This window comes from Enterobacter vonholyi (assembly GCF_008364555.1).
GTDB classification, from domain to species: Bacteria; Pseudomonadota; Gammaproteobacteria; order Enterobacterales; family Enterobacteriaceae; genus Enterobacter; species Enterobacter vonholyi.
The window spans coordinates 1-17344 of sequence record NZ_VTUC01000003.1; the positions used below are offsets into that span (position 1 = coordinate 1).

General features: G+C 54.4%; 16 protein-coding genes and 1 rRNA gene. 9 read left to right on the plus strand and 8 right to left on the minus strand.

Features of this window, described 5'->3' with window-relative positions:
* Positions 1-138: 138 nt before the first annotated feature.
* Positions 139-254, plus strand: a 5S ribosomal RNA gene (gene rrf, locus F0319_RS04475).
* A gap of 209 nt (positions 255-463) precedes the next feature.
* The gene (locus tag F0319_RS04480) at positions 464-1759 is read left to right on the plus strand and encodes an MFS transporter (RefSeq protein WP_149366362.1); all 1296 of its coding nucleotides are present in this window, start codon (positions 464-466) and stop codon (positions 1757-1759) included.
* On the opposite strand, the gene F0319_RS04485 is transcribed toward F0319_RS04480, so the two are convergent.
* The 5 genes from F0319_RS04485 to trxC form a co-directional block, all read right to left on the minus strand.
* A complete protein-coding gene (locus tag F0319_RS04485; RefSeq protein WP_149366363.1) occupies positions 1756-2079 on the minus strand; it encodes a YfiM family lipoprotein in 324 nt (107 codons plus the stop codon). The two genes, F0319_RS04480 and F0319_RS04485, sit on opposite strands and share 4 nt — an antisense overlap.
* Before the next feature lie 45 nt (positions 2080-2124).
* The gene (pssA, locus tag F0319_RS04490) at positions 2125-3480 is read right to left on the minus strand and encodes a CDP-diacylglycerol--serine O-phosphatidyltransferase (RefSeq protein WP_115876029.1); all 1356 of its coding nucleotides are present in this window, start codon (positions 3478-3480) and stop codon (positions 2125-2127) included.
* A gap of 110 nt (positions 3481-3590) precedes the next feature.
* Positions 3591-6254, minus strand: a complete 2664-nt coding sequence (locus tag F0319_RS04495; protein WP_149366364.1) for a bifunctional acetate--CoA ligase family protein/GNAT family N-acetyltransferase — start codon at positions 6252-6254, stop codon at positions 3591-3593.
* A 35-nt stretch (positions 6255-6289) separates the two neighbouring features.
* The gene (gene tapT / locus F0319_RS04500; RefSeq protein ID WP_149366365.1) at positions 6290-6988 is read right to left on the minus strand and encodes a tRNA-uridine aminocarboxypropyltransferase; all 699 of its coding nucleotides are present in this window, start codon (positions 6986-6988) and stop codon (positions 6290-6292) included.
* A gap of 69 nt (positions 6989-7057) precedes the next feature.
* On the minus strand, positions 7058-7477 hold the full coding sequence (gene trxC / locus F0319_RS04505) for a thioredoxin TrxC (RefSeq protein ID WP_111965120.1): 420 nt from the start codon (positions 7475-7477) through the stop codon (positions 7058-7060).
* A gap of 204 nt (positions 7478-7681) precedes the next feature.
* Between trxC and F0319_RS04510 the strand changes: the two genes are divergently transcribed.
* On the plus strand, positions 7682-8815 hold the full coding sequence (locus F0319_RS04510; RefSeq protein WP_127731988.1) for a tRNA/rRNA methyltransferase: 1134 nt from the start codon (positions 7682-7684) through the stop codon (positions 8813-8815).
* 40 nt (positions 8816-8855) lie between these two features.
* Here F0319_RS04510 and ung read toward each other — a convergent pair whose 3' ends face one another.
* Positions 8856-9545, minus strand: a complete 690-nt coding sequence (ung, locus tag F0319_RS04515; protein ID WP_111965122.1) for a uracil-DNA glycosylase — start codon at positions 9543-9545, stop codon at positions 8856-8858.
* A gap of 314 nt (positions 9546-9859) precedes the next feature.
* On the opposite strand from ung, the gene grcA reads away from it, so the two are divergent.
* The gene (gene grcA, locus F0319_RS04520) at positions 9860-10243 is read left to right on the plus strand and encodes an autonomous glycyl radical cofactor GrcA (protein ID WP_008502190.1); all 384 of its coding nucleotides are present in this window, start codon (positions 9860-9862) and stop codon (positions 10241-10243) included.
* Between the two features lie 51 nt (positions 10244-10294).
* On the opposite strand, the gene srmB is transcribed toward grcA, so the two are convergent.
* A complete protein-coding gene (srmB, locus tag F0319_RS04525) occupies positions 10295-11623 on the minus strand; it encodes an ATP-dependent RNA helicase SrmB (protein WP_023344704.1) in 1329 nt (442 codons plus the stop codon).
* Between the two features lie 132 nt (positions 11624-11755).
* Between srmB and trmN the strand changes: the two genes are divergently transcribed.
* Positions 11756-12493 carry a tRNA(1)(Val) (adenine(37)-N(6))-methyltransferase TrmN gene (gene trmN, locus F0319_RS04530; protein ID WP_111965123.1) on the plus strand — a complete coding sequence of 246 codons (738 nt, stop codon included), beginning with the start codon at positions 11756-11758 and terminating at the stop codon, positions 12491-12493.
* On the opposite strand, the gene nadB is transcribed toward trmN, so the two are convergent.
* Complete coding sequence (nadB, locus tag F0319_RS04535; RefSeq protein ID WP_111965124.1) at positions 12478-14097, minus strand: L-aspartate oxidase; 1620 nt, start codon at positions 14095-14097, stop codon at positions 12478-12480. The two genes, trmN and nadB, sit on opposite strands and share 16 nt — an antisense overlap.
* A 424-nt stretch (positions 14098-14521) precedes the next feature.
* Between nadB and rpoE the strand changes: the two genes are divergently transcribed.
* From rpoE to rseC, 4 genes are read left to right on the plus strand one after another with little or no spacing between them, the layout of a single operon-like run.
* Positions 14522-15097, plus strand: coding sequence for an RNA polymerase sigma factor RpoE (gene rpoE, locus F0319_RS04540; RefSeq protein ID WP_006176728.1), 576 nt, complete (start codon positions 14522-14524; stop codon positions 15095-15097).
* Between the two features lie 31 nt (positions 15098-15128).
* Complete coding sequence (gene rseA, locus F0319_RS04545) at positions 15129-15779, plus strand: anti-sigma-E factor RseA (protein WP_008502186.1); 651 nt, start codon at positions 15129-15131, stop codon at positions 15777-15779.
* Positions 15779-16732 carry a sigma-E factor regulatory protein RseB gene (rseB, locus tag F0319_RS04550; RefSeq protein WP_023308851.1) on the plus strand — a complete coding sequence of 318 codons (954 nt, stop codon included), beginning with the start codon at positions 15779-15781 and terminating at the stop codon, positions 16730-16732. Before rseA ends, rseB begins: the two co-directional genes overlap by 1 nt.
* Complete coding sequence (gene rseC, locus F0319_RS04555) at positions 16729-17205, plus strand: SoxR-reducing system protein RseC (protein WP_032640230.1); 477 nt, start codon at positions 16729-16731, stop codon at positions 17203-17205. Before rseB ends, rseC begins: the two co-directional genes overlap by 4 nt.
* Positions 17206-17344 lie beyond the last annotated feature (139 nt).

Sequence of the window (17344 nt, forward strand, 5' to 3'; positions counted from 1 at the left end):
TCGGGTGTGTAAGCGCAGCGATGCGTTGAGCTAACCGATACTAATGAACCGTGAGGCTTAACCTTACAACGCCGAAGATGTTTTGGCGAAGAGACAGAACAATCAAATTTCAGCCTGATACAGATTTAACAGAATTTGCCTGGCGGCTTTAGCGCGGTGGTCCCACCTGACCCCATGCCGAACTCAGAAGTGAAACGCCGTAGCGCCGATGGTAGTGTGGGGTCTCCCCATGTGAGAGTAGGGAACTGCCAGGCATCAAAATAGAAGAACCCCGTACCGAAAGGTGCGGGGTTTTTTGCTTTTGTTTTCCCACTCTGGCCTTTCTCTTAATCCCTTATCCTGCTAATGGAATGTGTGATCTCTGTCTCAATGTGATTTATAACAAAATTATAACATTTCATTTACGAGGTTATTGAGTCTCCTGGCTCAATACGCCGCAGTTTATGGCAGGAGCATAATCACAATGACAGAAAGCATGACATCAAACGGGACGCTGGGTCACAGTGATACCCGAAGAAGGGTATGGGCAATCGTCAGCGCCTCTTCAGGGAATCTGGTTGAATGGTTCGACTTTTACGTCTACTCATTCTGTTCACTCTACTTCGCACATATCTTCTTCCCCTCCGGCAACACCACAACGCAGCTGCTTCAAACGGCAGGGGTATTTGCCGCGGGGTTCTTGATGCGACCCATCGGGGGCTGGCTGTTTGGCCGCATTGCGGATCGTCGCGGGCGTAAGGCCTCTATGCTGATCTCTGTGTGCATGATGTGCTTTGGCTCGCTGGTGATCGCCTGCTTACCGGGATATGAATCGATTGGCACCTGGGCACCGGCGCTACTTTTGCTGGCCCGCTTATTCCAGGGATTATCGGTGGGCGGTGAATACGGTACCAGTGCGACCTACATGAGTGAGATTGCACTGGAAGGCCGTAAAGGTTTTTACGCCTCATTCCAGTACGTCACGCTGATTGGCGGTCAGCTGCTGGCCATCCTTGTGGTGGTGATCCTGCAGCAAATTCTGACGGACGAACAGCTTCATGCCTGGGGATGGCGGATCCCTTTCGCAATGGGCGCAGTACTGGCGGTCGTTGCACTTTGGCTACGCCGTCAGTTAGATGAAACCTCTCAGAAAGAGGTCCGGATGCTGAAGGAGGCGGGAACATTCAAAGGGTTGTGGCGTAACCGCAAAGCTTTCCTGATGGTGCTGGGCTTCACCGCGGGCGGCTCTCTTAGTTTCTACACGTTCACCACCTATATGCAAAAGTACCTGGTGAACACAACCGGTATGCACGCCAACGTCGCCAGCGTGGTCATGACCGTGGCGCTGTTTGTCTTTATGCTCATACAGCCGATCGTCGGTGCGCTCTCGGATAAAATTGGTCGACGTACGTCGATGCTGATTTTTGGCGGGCTGTCGGCGTTATGTACCGTTCCTATTCTGACTGCGCTTCAGCATGTCTCTTCACCGTATGCCGCCTTTGCGCTGGTGATGGTGGCGATGGTGATTGTCAGTTTCTATACCTCAATCAGCGGGATACTGAAAGCCGAGATGTTCCCGGCGCAGGTTCGTGCGTTAGGAGTAGGGCTTTCTTATGCGGTAGCCAACGCGGTGTTTGGCGGATCGGCGGAGTACGTTGCGTTGTCGCTTAAGTCATGGGGAAGCGAAACGACATTCTTCTGGTACGTAACGGGTATGGGGGCTCTGGCTTTTATTGTTTCCCTGATGCTGCATCGCAAAGGGAAAGGTATCCGACTTTAATAGCGCGCCATCTGCCACACGGCGTAGCCGGTCGTTGCGCCGGCAACATCCCAGGCGAAATCTTTCCAGCTCCAGCCGCTCCCTGCGGGGCGGCTATCCCACAGTTCTTTTGATGCCCCAAGACCTACTGAGAACATCAGCCCGATCGCCGCGCTATGGTCCCGGCTGTATCCCTGATGCTGGGCATATTCATTACCGGCTGCGGACAACATCGCGGAAGCGAGGAAATGCTGTGCTTTATCCTGTCCGGACCAGCTATCGTTGGCCATATGGCTACAGCCACTCAGGAAAAGGACACTCAGTAACAGAGGAATACGCATCAACGGGCTCCATAAAAAAGCCCTGCGGGTGACAGGGCCTGGATATTACAGAATACGGCTGATAAGTCGGTCGATACGGATACGACGTAAGCGGCGAATAAGCTTGCGAACTTTTACCGGATAATCGGCAATGCTCTGCAGTTCGCGGTAGTGATTCACCACGGTCGTATGGGTGCGAATCAGCTCCAGCTCGCGTTCACGTTGGGCGGCTAATTCATGCTGCGGGTCATGGATCAGGATAGCGTTTTCCAGATCCAGTCGCCATGCGCGCGGGTTCAGGTTGTTACCGGTCAGCAACATCCACTCATCGTCGACCCACATGCCTTTCAGATGGTAACTATTGTCTTCATCTTTCCAGAGACGCACAACCAGTTGGTCAGTGTTGACGTAATACTGTAAGCGGCTCAGGAAACGACGCAGGTTAATCTCATAGAGATAAGGCAGCGCACCGATGATTTTGAACGGCTGATCTTCAGGAATGAAGAAGTCGTTTGCCGTTTTATCACCAACGATAATTTCCACTTTTTTACCGTCGCGCAGCAGCTGAATGATATTACGCACCAGCACGGCAGGAAGGTTAAAGTACGGCGTACAGATGGTGAGTTTCTGCTCCGCACACGGCATCAGATGGAAGATCGTTTTGTTCAGCTGGCTTGATTTGCCGAGTCCTACCAGCGGGGTAACGGATAACTCTTCGTTGTTCGCATCGCCCTGGAAATGATAGACCGCATCACGCAGCTCCTGGCGGAAGGCGCGAACATCGTTTTTAATTTCCGGGCTTTTAGGGCGCTCGGGATCGTCAAGACGGTTAACACCACGGCCATGGACCAGATTTTTATCAACCCAGTTAAACATGATATCGGCCATCTGCGGATTACGGATCAGATGATAGCGGTCGTAGCGATATTTATCGAGTTGATGAAGGTAGACATCATTGAGGCTGGCGCCGCTGTACAGCACGCTGTCATCAATGATGAATCCCTTGAAATGAAGGACGCCGAGCGCTTCACGGGTATTAACCGGGACGCCATAAACAGGCACATCGACGCCAGGATTTTCCTGCGCCGTACGGCAATACCAGTCAGCATTGGTGTTTGACGCGGCAGCGCCAATACGGCCACGCTGAGCTCGATGCCAGTCTACCAGCACGCGAACATCAAGTTCCGGGCGCTGACGTTTGGCGTCATAGAGCGCGTTCAGGATCGCGCGCCCGCCTTCATCCTGTTCAAGATACAGTGCCACAATGCAAATGCGTCGTGTGGCGCTGGCAATCTTTTCCAGAAGCGTCTCCCGAAAATGAGCGGGAGCGTAAAAGAACTCTACATCATCAACTGACTGAGAAATCTTCGGTAGTTGAGCAAGGTGTTGTTGATGTTTATTACGCTTAAATTTTGACAACATCACAGTGCGTATCTTCTCTGTTCATTGAAGGGTTGTCTGTACTATGCAAACAACATAAGCGGACAATGATACCACCAGTCCCGTCCAAAGTGGGTAACATTTCCAGTAGCTTACTCGCGTTTGCTTGCTGATGTCAGACTAAGGGACAAGGCAACAATACCTTCGTCAAGCTGAATATCAACGTCAAACCCAAGTTTTCGCGCCAGGGTCACCATACCGCGATTGTTAGGCATAGTAATGCCATTAAGGCGTAACAATCCGTGATCTCGCGTATAACTGATGAGTTTTTCCAGCAACCGTCTTCCCAGACCCAGGCCTTTAAGATCGGAGCGCACCAGCACCGCAAACTCCGCATCGACGTTATCCGGGTCAGAAATCGCACGCGTAACGCCGAGGATCTCATCACCCTTATCGGAGCGACGAACGGCAACAAACGCCATTTCTCGATCGTAGTCGATCTGGGTCATATTGGCTAAATCATCGTGGGTAAATTCGTTGATTTCGCTAAAATAGCGATAATAAAGATCCTCTTTCGTGACCTGAGAGATAAAGGCTCGCAGCTGGGGCTCATCTTCCGGCAGAATAGGGCGGAACAAGGCGCGTTCACCATTTTTCATCTCAACCCACTCCTCCAGCTGCAGGGGATACGGGCGGATTGCCAGGCGACTCTCTCTGTCTCCTTCGAATGGTGCGATATCCAGAGTCACGTCCAGCGCCGTAAACTCATTGCCGGAGGCGAGCAGCGGATGAATGTCCAGCCGCTGGATCTCGGCACAATCCACAATCAGGTTAGAGACCTGCACCAGGAACTGGCTTAGCCCGGCAATATCGAGCGGACGCAGCGCACTCCGGCCGCGGATCTTTTTACTTTTAATCGCCTGAATGATCAGATAACGCGCCAGATTCATGTTAAGAGGCGGCAACGCCACCACGGCCTGCTCTTCCGGGCGCCACTCAACGCCGCCTTCTCCCAGCATGATGAGCGGACCGAAGACGGGATCGTGTTCAACCACCACCCGTAATTCCTGAGCACCAGCGCGGTTGGCCATGCTTTGCACCAGCAATCCGTGGATTCTTGCCTGCGGCCAGGCCATTTTGACCCGATCGAAAATGGCATCAGCTGCCTGCTGCACCTCCGTTGCCGTGCGCAGGTACAACATGACCCCCTGCACATCCGACTTATGCGGGATATCCGGGGAACGTAGCTTCAGGGCAACCGGATAGCCAATCTGCTCGGCAATATGCACGGCCTCAGCGCTGTCGCTGGCGATCCAGGTCGGCAGGGTTTGCATCCCGTAGCTGCCCAGAATCGGCTGGACCTCATGTGTATCCAGCGACGTTGCGCCTTCTTCAATGGCCTGCTGCAACAGCCGGTGAACGTCAACGGTGTTGGCCGTCAAATTCCCGGGCAAGGCCGGCGTCTCGCGGAGCTGTTTCTGGTTACGGCGATATTCCACCATATGCATAAACGCGGTGATGGTGCCTTCCGGCGTGCGGTAGGTTGGCAGCCCGGCCTCGCTGAACAGGCGCCGCGCCTCCTGAGAAGAAAACTCACCGCACCAATTGGTGAGCAGGGTGACATATTTGCCTCGCGGATGGCTGCGCACGGCGTCAATGAGCGCGCGCGCGCTTTCACTGCCCGGCGCGACCGCGCTGGGTGAATGGATAATCATCAGCGCATCGAAATCCTGGCTATCCAGCAAAATGGAGATCGCCCTGATATAGCGGTCGCTGCTGGCGTCATCGCGCAAATCAAGCGGGTTGCCGGGCGTCACGCTGGTCGGAAGCGCTTCTTTCAGGCGCTGCAGCGTCTCTTCACTTAGCGTTGCCAGCTTGCCGAAGCGCCGCCATAGCTCATCCAGAGCGAGCGCGGCAGGGGCGGCACCGTTACTAACGATCATTAGCTTCTCGCCGCGCAACGGGCGCATATGGCTTAACGTCTCAACGGCGGAAAAAAGTTCGTGTGTATCCTGCACCCGCAGCAACCCCGCGCGCTGGATGGCGGCGTCCCAGGCGGGATCCATGCCGGAATGCGAATGCAGCAGGCGCTGTGCCGCAGGGCTTCGCCCGCTTTTGATCACCAGGATCGGCTTATTGCGCGAAGCGCTTCGAGAAGCCGAGACAAAACGACGCGCGTCGCTGAGGTGCTCAAGATAAAGCAGGATTGCACTGGTTTTGCCGTCACGTGCCAGAAAATCAAGTAGCTCATCAACGTCGATATCCAGGCTGTCGCCCAGGGCAATGAAGTAGGAGAATCCCATTTCACGCTGCTGCGCCCAGTCGAGGATAGTGTTCGATACCGCAGCCGACTGCGAGATAAACGCGAGTTTACCTTTGCGGATCGGAACCGGAGAGAAACTGGCATTTAAGCCCTGCCAGGGAGCGAGCAGACCCAGGCTGTTTGGTCCAAGAATACGCATTTGATAGCGGCTGGCGCAGGCCAGAAGCTCGGCTTTTTGTTCAGGCGGAGACGAGAGAATAATGCAGGTTTTACATCCCTTCTTGCCGAGTGATTCCAGCAGTTCCGGGTTACGCTTCGCGTTTGTACAAAGTACGGCAAGATCCGGTACGAAAGGCAGGCTCTGTACATCAGGCCATGCAAGGACTCCCTGAACGGCCTTATACGCCGGTGTGACGGGCATGACTGGGCCATTAAATCCCCCGGCCAGCAGGTTGCGCATCATCAGATAGCCAGCACGATCCGGTTTCATTGATGCGCCGATGACGGCAATGGATTTAGGACGAAGTAGCGCTTCTAACCCTCGCTGGCTCATGCAGGCCTCCTGTGAATGCAAGCGACCTGATGATTTTAAACGCTTTCCGCCTCGGCTGCTGTGACGCTGCCCTTATGAACGGTTTTTCCCGCCAGATAGCGTTCCCGGAAACAGGAGAAATGGTTGCCCAGGGCGCCAGCCGCAGCGGTATCACCCGCCAGATCCAGAAGCGCAATGGCCACTTCGGCGGTGCAGTATTGTCCGTCAGCATGCGCTTCACGCAGGCGGTAGGCGGAGACGCGGGAAAGATCGACAGAAATCACCGGAAGTGCGTCGAGATACGGGCTTTTGCGAAACATTTTTCGCGCTTCGGTCCAGGTGCCGTCCAGCATAATAAATAGCGGCGGTTTACCGGATGGCGGCGTCGAAAGCACCTGGCGATCCACGCCTGCATAAGAGGCGGGGAAAACGACCATCGGCTGATAGTCCGGGCTAGCCACTAAGTCGAGCAGGGCCTCAGGTGGCTCCGTTCGGGACCACTGAAAAGCCGCAGTATCCGGGAGAATATCGGCGATAAGGCGTCCCGTATTGCTGGGTTTCATCGGCTCGGTATCGAACATGACCAGACAAAAACGGCTCTGTGCCGTACTCGGAGTCAGCGTCTCGCACAGGCAAACCTTCAGCGGCAGCAGGCAGCGCTGGCAGCGGCGAATACGGTTGCCTCGGGCGAGGAACGGTCGAGTGGCGCGCGCAAGGCGTTCGGCGCGTAGTTGAAGAACAGCGTTATCAGTCATGGGCGAAATGCAGGAAAAACCCTATTTTCGCAGAGGCGGCAGCGGGGCACAAGATGTGCCCCGTGAATGTTACAGCGACTCGTTTAACCAGCTTTCAAAAGGTGCTTTTGGAACTGCACCGTTGAGCATATCGATCACCTCACCATTTTTAAAAATCATAATGGTCGGGATGCTGCGGATGCGAAAACGGGCGCTCAGTTCGGGCTCAGCTTCAGTGTTGACCTTAACGAACCGCATTTTTCCGTTTCGCTCTTCGGCCACATCTTCGAAGATTGGCGCGAAGCTACGGCAAGGGCCGCACCATGGCGCCCAGAAATCGACCACGACAGGAAGATCGTCCTTGAGGAGTTTGTCCAGCGTAGCACCCGTTGCGTTAATGACGTCGCCATCAAACAATTCATGGCCGCAACGTCCGCATTTCGCACCATCTTCCATCCGATCGTCCGGAATGCGGTTAAGAGCCTGACAGTTGGCACATACGGTATTCATAACTAACCTCTGATAGAGCCGTGGGACAGCGGCGGAACGCCGATAATGTTTCTAATATGTTACATATTATCAATGAGCCTGTTTGAAACAACAATGCGTTTTATTCAATGAGAACAATAGTCACAGGCTTTTGTACGAAATTATGGCTATGCGCTGGCACATCGGGTAATCTGCGCGCTTCGCGCAGCGCTGGTGGAGAAAAGCATGAACGACGAAATGAAAAACAAAAGCGGCAAGGTCAAAGTGATGTATGTCCGCAGTGATGATGACTCTGATAAACGCACCCAAAATCCGCGTACCGGAAAAGGTGGCGGGCGTCCGGCGTCTTCTTCTCGTGCTGACGGTGGCCGTCGCCCCGCCCGCGATGACAGAAATAACCGCGGTGATGACCGCAAACGTGACGATCGCAAACGCGATGACCGTCCGCGTTCCGACCGCCCGCGTAGTGACCGTCCACGCGATGACCGGCCGCGGGAAGACTTCTCACGTGATAATGCCTCCCCGTGGCGTACCGTTTCTCGCGCCCCTGGCGATGAGACGCCGGAAAAAGCCGATCACGGCGGTATCAGCGGTAAAAGCTTTATCGACCCGGAAGTGCTGCGCCGCCAGCGTGCGGAAGAGACCCGCGTGTATGGTGAGAACGCCTGCCAGGCGCTATTCCAGAGCCGTCCTGAGTGTATCGTCCGCGCCTGGTTTATCCAGAGCGTAACCCCGCGCTTCAAAGAAGCCCTGCGCTGGATGGCCGCGAATCGTAAAGCCTACCACGTGGTTGATGACGCTGAGCTGACCAAAGCCTCCGGTACTGAACACCACGGCGGCGTCTGCTTCCTGATCAAAAAACGTAACGGCACCACCGTTCAGCAGTGGGTCAGTCAGGCGGATGCCGATGACTGCGTGCTGGCGCTGGAAGATGTGGGCAACCCGCATAACCTGGGCGCAATGATGCGTAGCTGCGCGCACTTTGGCGTGAAAGGCGTGCTGTTGCAGGATGCTGCACTGCTGGAATCCGGTGCCGCGATCCGTACTGCGGAAGGCGGAGCCGAGCACGTGCAGCCGATCACCGGCGACAGCGTGCTAGATGCTCTTGAGCAGTTCCGTAAAGCGGGCTATTCCATCGTAACTACTTCAAGCCATGCCGGTACGCCGCTGTTTAAAGCGACGCTGCCGCGTAAAATGGTGCTGGTATTAGGTCAGGAACGTGATGGTCTGTCTGACGCGGCGCTCTCCAGTGCGGATCTGAGCGTCTCTATTGATGGGACAGGCAATGTGGAAAGTCTGAACGTATCCGTTGCGACCGGCGTACTGCTGGCCGAGTGGTGGCGTCAGAATAAGGCATAAGCCTCTTCATGTGCCGGGTCATACCCGGCACATTCAATTATTACTCGCTCTCAGCCGGTAGCACGGGCATCCAGTCAATTGGCGTTTCGCCACGTTTTTCCAGCCATTCGTTCGCCAGAACAAAATGATTACAGCCAAAGAAACCGCGATGCGCAGACAGCGGTGACGGGTGCGGTGCTTTCAACACGTGATGACGCTGACGATCGATAATCGCCCCTTTCTTCTGCGCGTGAGAACCCCACAGTAAAAACACGACCCCTTCACGATGCTCGTTGATAAGGCTGATGACTTTATCGGTAAAGGTCTCCCACCCAAGGCTGGCGTGCGAGTGCGCCTGGCCCGCCCGTACGGTAAGCACCGTATTCAGTAACAGTACGCCCTGGCGCGCCCAGCTTTCCAGATAGCCGTGGTTTGGCCGGGTAAAACCGGGCACAGTTCCCTCAAGCTCTTTATACATGTTGAGCAGAGAAGGGGGGATCGCCACGCCGGGACGTACGGAAAACGCCAGCCCATGCGCCTGGCCCGGGCCGTGATAGGGATCCTGGCCCAGAATGACCACTTTCACATCGCTCAGTTCGGTGTAGCGAAAGGCGTTGAAAACATCTTTCTGCGGCGGGTAAATCGTCTGTCCGGACTGACGCTCAGCGGCAACGGTGCTGAGCGTATTGATAAAATATGGCTGCTGCTTTTCTTCTGCCAGCACGTCATGCCAGGTTAAAGGTGTCGTCATCTCGCTCTCCTGCGAATCTCAATCTCTTACTAGCTTACCTTCTAAAGCCCGGTGAGCAAAATTACACGCTGAAATGCGCGCTAAGTGGCTAAATTTATGTTGAAAATGTGCAGGTAAAATTGAATTGGTAAGGTCGTGAAATTGATCTAAAGCAATAAATTCAAACCACACTCTTTATGTGGTTGGTGTTTTTGTTGATTTAAATCAATAAATCACCGTGGTGTGAATGATATATATACACACAAGAAACAATGGTTTTACCAATTGGCCGCGAGAGGCCGACATCAGCTAATGTAGCCTAAGGGAGGCAACACATGATTACAGGTATCCAGATTACTAAAGCTGCAAATGACGATCTGCTCAACTCTTTCTGGCTGCTGGACAGCGAGAAAAACGAAGCGCGCTGTGTCGTTGCGAAAGCGGGTTTTGCTGAAGATGAAATCGTGCCGGTGAGCAAACTGGGCGAAATCGAATACCGTGAAATTCCAATGGAAGTAAAACCGGAAGTGCGTGTGGAAGGTGGTCAGCACCTGAACGTAAACGTACTGCGTCGCGAAACGCTGATGGACGCGGTTGAGCACCCAGAAAAATATCCACAGCTGACCATTCGCGTGTCCGGCTATGCGGTCCGCTTTAACTCACTGACTCCAGAACAGCAGCGCGACGTCATCGCCCGTACCTTTACTGAAAGCCTGTAACGGCTTCAGCAGGGGGGAATAAAAAAGCCGGGGATTTCCCCGGCTTTTTTATTACTCTTCAGTTTTCGTCTCTGGTGCGGCAGAGCTTGGCTTACGTCGCTTACCAATATTCTTGGTATCGCGGTGGCGCTGCTTCACGCGCGGTTTCTCTTTTTCTTTCTCTTTTCTCTCAGCACGTTTCGCGAGCGCTTTCTTGGACGGTTTACCCGTCATTTTTTCACTCGGCGCACGTGTGGTTGGGCGCAAGCCGTCAATAACGCGCGCTTTCAGCGGCTCGTCAACATAGCGGCCAATTTTCTGCAACAGCAGGTAGTCATGCGCTTCGACCAGTGAGATAGCAATCCCTTTGCGGCCCGCGCGGCCGGTACGGCCAATACGGTGCAGATAGGTATCGCCGCTGCGCGGCATATCGAAGTTAATGACGTGGCTGACGTCAGGGATGTCGATCCCGCGAGCGGCAACGTCTGTGGCAACCAGCACGTTAACGCGGCCATCGGTCAGGCGCTTAATGCCTTCGGTACGCTTGATCTGCGCCATCTCGCCTTCAAGATAGCAGTTGTTGATCCCGGCGTTACGCAGCATTTCTGCCAGCTCGTGCACGCGCTCGCGCTTACGCACAAACACGATTGTGCGCAGCGCATCTTCCTGCTTCAGCAGGTGTTTGAGCAATTCGACCTTGTGCTCAAGGTTGTCCGCGCGGTAGTACCACTGGTGGATCTTCTTACGCTCACGGGTGGACGGCGTCGCCGACACTTCTACCGGATCTTCCAGCAGACGCTCTGCGAAGTCTTTAATCGCTTCCCCTTCGAGGGTGGCAGAGAACAGCATCGTCTGGTTACGCCAGCGTGTTTCCCCTGCAATGTGCTCGATATCCTGTGCAAAACCCATGTCCAGCATGCGGTCGGCTTCGTCGAGGATCAGCGTTTCAACCGCGCGGCAGTCGAAGTTCTCTTCTTTAATGTACTGCAGCAGGCGGCCCGTCGTCGCAACGACGATGTCCTGGTTTTCGCTGAACACTTCGGCGTGGTTCATATACGCAACGCCGCCGGTGATGGTAGCGATATCCAGATGGGTATTTGCCGCGAGTTCACGCGCGTGATCGGCCACCTGCATGGCCAGTTCGCGCGTCGGCGTCAGGATTAAAATACGCGGCGGGCCAGATTTTTTACGCGGAAAGTCGAGCAGATGCTGCAACACAGGCAGCAAATAGGCTGCTGTCTTCCCCGTGCCGGTTGGCGCAGAACCGAGCACATCGCGGCCCTCAAGCGCAGGCGGAATGGCCGCTGCCTGAATGGCGGTCGGGCGTGTAAAGCCTTTGCTCTCAAGTGCATTGAGCAGGCTTTCATCGAGTTCAAGTTCGGAAAAAGTCGTTACAGTCATGTTCTACCTCTGTGTGGGGCGCTGATTATAGACGTTACGGCTGTAATCTTCATCTGTTTGTATGGATATCGCTTTTCGGCCACTTCGCTTTCCCCTATGCTACTCCAGTTTCACTTAGAAGGTTGCCCCGACATGTCTCAACTCAAAGCGCAGCTGCGCCGCGATGGTTTTACGTTCAAACAATTTTTTGTCGCTCACGATCGCTGTGCCATGAAGGTCGGTACAGACGGCATTTTACTGGGAGCGTGGGCGCCTGTCGCAGGTGTTAAGCGTATTCTTGATATCGGTACCGGCAGCGGGCTGGTGGCGTTAATGCTGGCGCAGCGCACGGAAGAGCATGTCACCATCGATGCCGTCGAGCTGGATGCGCAGGCGGCAGAGCAGGCGAATGAAAATGTAGCCGAATCCCCCTGGGCTGCCCGCATGAAAGTGGAATGCGCAGATGTGCTCGCCTGGGCGCCTGAACAAACCGCGCGTTACGATCTGATCGTCAGCAACCCTCCTTACTACGAGCCCGGCGTTGAGTGCGGTACCCCCGAGCGTGAGCAGGCGCGTTATACCGGTTCCCTCGATCACAAGGCCCTGCTCACCAGTGCGGCCGAGCTTATCTCCGAAGAAGGTTTTTTCTGCGTGGTCCTGCCTGAGAGTACCGGCAACACGTTCATTGGTATCGCGCAGGAGATTGGCTGGACGTTACGCCTGCGTACCGATATTTCGGATACGGAAGGCCGACTGCCGCACCGCGTGCTGCTGGCGCTCTCGCCGAAAGAGGGGGAATGCTTTAACGATCGAATGGTGATCCGTGGGCCAGACCAGCGTTATTCCGAAGATTACACTGCCCTGACCCAGGCGTTTTATCTGTTTATGTAAACCTGCGGGGCGAGTATCGACGGGCCGGACTCAGCAAGCTGATTCGGGTAGTCCAGGGTGTAGTGCAGCCCGCGGCTCTCTTTACGCATCATCGCGCAGCGAACGATCAGCTCGGCAACCTGCACCAGATTGCGCAGCTCCAGCAGATTATTGGATACGCGGAAATTGGCATAATACTCATCAATTTCCTGCTGCAGCATGGTGATGCGGCGCAATGCGCGTTCAAGACGTTTCGTGGTGCGCACAATTCCGACGTAGTCCCACATAAACAGCCGCAGCTCATGCCAGTTATGCTGGATCACGACCAGCTCGTCCGGGTTATCCACGCGGCTTTCATCCCAGGCTGGCAGGTGCTCAGTCTCACGGGCGTAGGGCATGCGCTTCGTGATGTCTTCTGCGGCCGACCAGCCGTACACCAGACATTCAAGCAGCGAGTTAGAAGCCATACGGTTCGCGCCGTGAAGCCCGGTATAGCTGACCTCACCGATAGCATAAAGTCCGTCCACATCGGTACGCCCATGATCGTCAACCATTACGCCACCGCAGGTATAGTGGGCGGCTGGCACAATCGGCACCGGATCGCGCGTTAAATCAATGCCAAGATTGAGCAGCTTTTCATAAATCATTGGAAAATGCTGGCGAATAAACGCTGCTGGCTTATGGCTGATATCAAGATACATGCAGTCCACGCCAAGGCGCTTCATTTCATGATCGATGGCGCGAGCAACGATATCGCGGGGGGCCAGTTCGCCACGGGCGTCAAAGTCCGGCATAAAGCGGGTGCCGTCAGGGCGTTTCAGATAGGCCCCTTCGCCGCGCAGGGCTTCCGTCAACAGGAAGTTGCGCGCCTGAGGGTGGAACAGGGCGGTTGGGTGAAACTGATTGAACTCAAGATTCGCCACCCGGCAGCCGGCGCGCCAGGCCATAGCGATACCGTCTCCGGAGGCAATGTCCGGGTTCGTGGTGTACTGATACACTTTTGAGGCGCCGCCCGTAGCCAGTACTACAGCCTTTGCCTGACAGGTTTCCACCTTCTCTTTATTACGGTTCCAGACCCAGGCGCCCACCACGCGACGCGTGCCGGGCAGGCCAATCTTGTCAGAGATAATCAGGTCAACGGCATTACTCCGCTCAAGAACCCGAATATTAGGATGCTTCAGCGCTTTGCCGACCAGCGTGGTTTCCACTTCTTTTCCGGTAGCATCTGCTGCGTGCAGGATGCGGCGGTGGCTATGGCCGCCTTCGCGCGTCAGGTGGTAGCTCTCTTCACCGTTGGGTTGAACCTGCGTATCGAACAAGACGCCCTGGTCGATGAGCCACTGCACGCAATGACGGGCATTGCTGGCGACAAACTCTGCGGCGTGTGCATCCACGATCCCGGCCCCGGCAATCAGCGTATCTTCAACGTGGGATGCAATGCTGTCTGTCTCATCAAACACCGCGGCAATGCCACCCTGGGCATAAAACGTGGAACCCTCGCTTATCGGCCCTTTACTCAGAACGATAACGTTTTGATGCTCGGCCAGGCGCAGCGCCAGAGAGAGACCGGCAGCGCCGCTGCCGATGATCAGTACATCACAATGGAGTTCAGGTGTTGTGTTCATGATTGTTGTTTAATTTACTAAACAGTGTTGAGTCAGAATAGCACTCGAATGCGATATATCGCACGTATTTTTTTAGCGACTGTTGCAATGGCTAAACTCTTAAGTTGAGGTAAACGGAGGGTAAATGAGTGAAATTATTTTGCGAAGCAGATCGTTAGCGTCAGATTTTGTGGTGAAATAAAGCCTGTGTTGCGTTACTCTTCTGGCGGGAAAAAGATGTTTCTTGTCAGAAACTGGTGCGTATCGTGAACAGACTTATAATGAGAGAAAATGAACAGTCTGCGGCGCGATGAACAAAAACAAAGGCGTTACGGAACTTATTGAAGATCAGACACTCTAATTTGTGCTTGCTCAAAGTGCGGTATTTTTAGAGTGGCGTTTCGAATAACGCGTGGAATTTAGGTTTGGGGAGACATTACCTCGGATGAGCGAGCAGTTAACGGACCAGGTCCTGGTTGAACGGGTCCAGAAGGGAGATCAGAAAGCCTTTAACTTACTGGTGGTGCGCTACCAGCATAAGGTGGCGAGCCTGGTTTCCCGCTATGTACCGTCAGGCGATGTGCCTGATGTGGTGCAAGAGTCTTTTATTAAGGCCTATCGCGCGCTGGATTCTTTCCGGGGAGATAGTGCTTTTTATACCTGGCTGTACCGTATTGCGGTCAATACGGCAAAGAATTATCTGGTCGCTCAGGGTCGTCGTCCGCCTTCAAGTGATGTGGACGCAATTGACGCCGAAAACTTCGAAAGTGGCGGAGCATTGAAAGAAATTTCGAACCCTGAGAACTTAATGTTGTCAGAAGAACTGAGACAAATCGTTTTTCGCACGATCGAGTCGCTCCCGGAAGATTTACGCATGGCAATTACGTTACGGGAGCTTGATGGTCTGAGCTATGAAGAGATAGCCGCTATCATGGATTGTCCGGTCGGCACGGTACGTTCACGAATTTTCCGTGCGCGAGAAGCTATTGATAATAAAGTTCAACCGCTTATCAGGCGTTGACGATAGCGGGATACTGGAAAAGGTATTAGGCATGCAGAAAGAAAAACTTTCCGCTTTAATGGATGGTGAAACGGTAGATAGTGAGCTGCTCAACGAGCTGTCTCATTCTCCCGAAATGCAAGAGACCTGGGAGAGTTACCATCTCATCCGTGACACCCTTCGCGGTGACACCGGCGAGGTTCTCCATTTCGATATCTCAGCCCGCGTCATGGCGGCGATTGAGAATGAGCCTGTTCATCAGACCACTCCGCTGATTCCTGAAGCTCAACCCGCACCTCACCAGTGGCAGAAAATGCCATTCTGGCAAAAGGTGCGCCCGTGGGCCAGCCAGCTTACCCAAATGGGTGTGGCTGCATGCGTATCGCTTGCAGTTATTGTTGGCGTCCAGCACTATAATACTCAGTCTGAAACTAATCAGCAGCCAGAAGCGCCAGTGTTTAACACACTGCCGATGATGGGCAAAGCCAGCCCGGTAAGCCTGGGCGTACCGGCTGATGCTTCCGCCAGCGGCGGCCAGCAACAGCAGGTTCAGGAGCAGCGCCGTCGCATTAATGCGATGTTGCAGGATTATGAGTTGCAGCGTCGTCTGCACTCTGAACAGCTTCAGTTTGAGCAGGCGCAGACACAGCAAGCTGCTGTGCAGGTGCCCGGAAACCAAACTTTAGGAACGCAATCGCAGTAATGAAGCAACTTTGGTTCGCCATGTCTCTGATGGCGGGTAGCCTGTTCTTCTCTGCCAACGCCTCGGCTGATGTATCATCCGGGGCGTTGTTGCAGCAAATGAATCTGGCCAGCCAGTCACTCAATTACGAGTTGGCATTTATCAGCATCAACAAGCAGGGCGTCGAGTCGTTACGCTATCGCCATGCCCGTCTTGATAACCAGCCGCTCGCCCAGCTTTTACAGATGGATGGCCCGCGTCGGGAAGTTGTCCAGCGTGGTAACGAAATCAGCTATTTCGAGCCCGGCCTGGAACCTTTCACGCTGAATGGCGACTATATCGTTGATTCCCTGCCGTCACTCATTTACACCGACTTCAAACGGCTTGCCCCTTACTATGATTTTATTTCGGTAGGGCGTACGCGTATTGCGGACAGACTTTGCGAGGTGATCCGCGTTGTCGCCCGGGATGGAACGCGCTACAGCTATATTGTCTGGATCGACGCTGAAACTAAACTCCCGATGCGTGTAGACCTGCTTGACCGTGACGGTGAAACGCTGGAACAGTTCCGCGTTATTTCGTTCAGCGTGAACAATCAGGTTGGTAACAGCATGCAGAATCTGGCTAAGGCCAGCCTGCCGCCGCTGCTTTCTGTTCCTGCCGGGGATTCCGTTAATTTCAACTGGGTACCTGCCTGGATCCCACAAGGGTTTAGCGAAGTGTCCAGCAGCCGTCGTCAGCTGCCAACGATTGAAACGCCGGTGGAATCGCGCCTCTATTCAGATGGTTTGTTTAGCTTCTCGGTGAATATCAATCGCGCAACGGCAAACAGCGCTGAACAAATGCTGCGTACCGGGCGCCGTACGGTGAGTACAACGGTACGCGATAATGCAGAGATCACCATTGTGGGAGAACTCCCTCCGCAAACGGCGAAGCGTATTTCCGACAGCATTAAATTCAGGGCTGCACAATGATCAAAGAGTGGGCGACAGTTGTCTCATGGCAGAACGGCATTGCGCTGGTGAGCTGCGATGTTAAAGCCTCATGTAATAGCTGTGCATCCCGCGCTGGCTGTGGCAGCCGCGTGCTGAACAAGCTCGGGCCACAAACATCGCACACGATTTCAGTGCCAAGCGAACAGCCGCTGATGGCCGGGCAGAAGGTGGAACTGGGCATCGCGGAAGGCAGCCTGCTCAGCTCCGCTATGCTGGTGTATCTCTCTCCGCTGGTCGGTCTGTTTATCATGGGTGGTCTGTTTCAGATGCTGTTTGGTACCGATGTGGCCGCTATATGCGGTGCCGCATTGGGTGGCGTGGGGGGATTCTGGCTTGCCAAAGGTCTCTCCCCAACGCTTGCCGCGCGCGAGGAGTGGCAGCCTGTCATTCTCAGCGTTGGGCTGGCGCCAGACCAGCTTCGTGTTGAAACGCTTTCTTCTGAGGCCCGGTGATCCATCGGGCTTTATCTTTTTTTACACCCTAAAACAGAAAACGTCCTTTCTTCACGCTATACCAGTCTCTAAGTGCATTTCCAGGTAGCGAGGATGTAGTGTAGAATGCTGCGTTTTCGCACTGAAAAACGTCAGGCTA

Coding starts and splice junctions, on each gene's coding strand:
- grcA (WP_008502190.1), top strand. CDS start 9,860: ATGATTACAGGTATCCAGATTACTAAAGCTGCAAATGACGATCTGCTC.
- F0319_RS04495 (WP_149366364.1), bottom strand. CDS start 6,254: ATGAGCCAGCGAGGGTTAGAAGCGCTACTTCGTCCTAAATCCATTGCC.
- srmB (WP_023344704.1), bottom strand. CDS start 11,623: ATGACTGTAACGACTTTTTCCGAACTTGAACTCGATGAAAGCCTGCTC.
- nadB (WP_111965124.1), bottom strand. CDS start 14,097: ATGAACACAACACCTGAACTCCATTGTGATGTACTGATCATCGGCAGC.
- rseA (WP_008502186.1), top strand. CDS start 15,129: ATGCAGAAAGAAAAACTTTCCGCTTTAATGGATGGTGAAACGGTAGAT.
- rseC (WP_032640230.1), top strand. CDS start 16,729: ATGATCAAAGAGTGGGCGACAGTTGTCTCATGGCAGAACGGCATTGCG.
- trxC (WP_111965120.1), bottom strand. CDS start 7,477: ATGAATACCGTATGTGCCAACTGTCAGGCTCTTAACCGCATTCCGGAC.
- F0319_RS04480 (WP_149366362.1), top strand. CDS start 464: ATGACAGAAAGCATGACATCAAACGGGACGCTGGGTCACAGTGATACC.
- F0319_RS04510 (WP_127731988.1), top strand. CDS start 7,682: ATGAACGACGAAATGAAAAACAAAAGCGGCAAGGTCAAAGTGATGTAT.
- trmN (WP_111965123.1), top strand. CDS start 11,756: ATGTCTCAACTCAAAGCGCAGCTGCGCCGCGATGGTTTTACGTTCAAA.
- tapT (WP_149366365.1), bottom strand. CDS start 6,988: ATGACTGATAACGCTGTTCTTCAACTACGCGCCGAACGCCTTGCGCGC.
- ung (WP_111965122.1), bottom strand. CDS start 9,545: ATGACGACACCTTTAACCTGGCATGACGTGCTGGCAGAAGAAAAGCAG.
- rseB (WP_023308851.1), top strand. CDS start 15,779: ATGAAGCAACTTTGGTTCGCCATGTCTCTGATGGCGGGTAGCCTGTTC.
- F0319_RS04485 (WP_149366363.1), bottom strand. CDS start 2,079: ATGCGTATTCCTCTGTTACTGAGTGTCCTTTTCCTGAGTGGCTGTAGC.
- rpoE (WP_006176728.1), top strand. CDS start 14,522: ATGAGCGAGCAGTTAACGGACCAGGTCCTGGTTGAACGGGTCCAGAAG.
- pssA (WP_115876029.1), bottom strand. CDS start 3,480: ATGTTGTCAAAATTTAAGCGTAATAAACATCAACAACACCTTGCTCAA.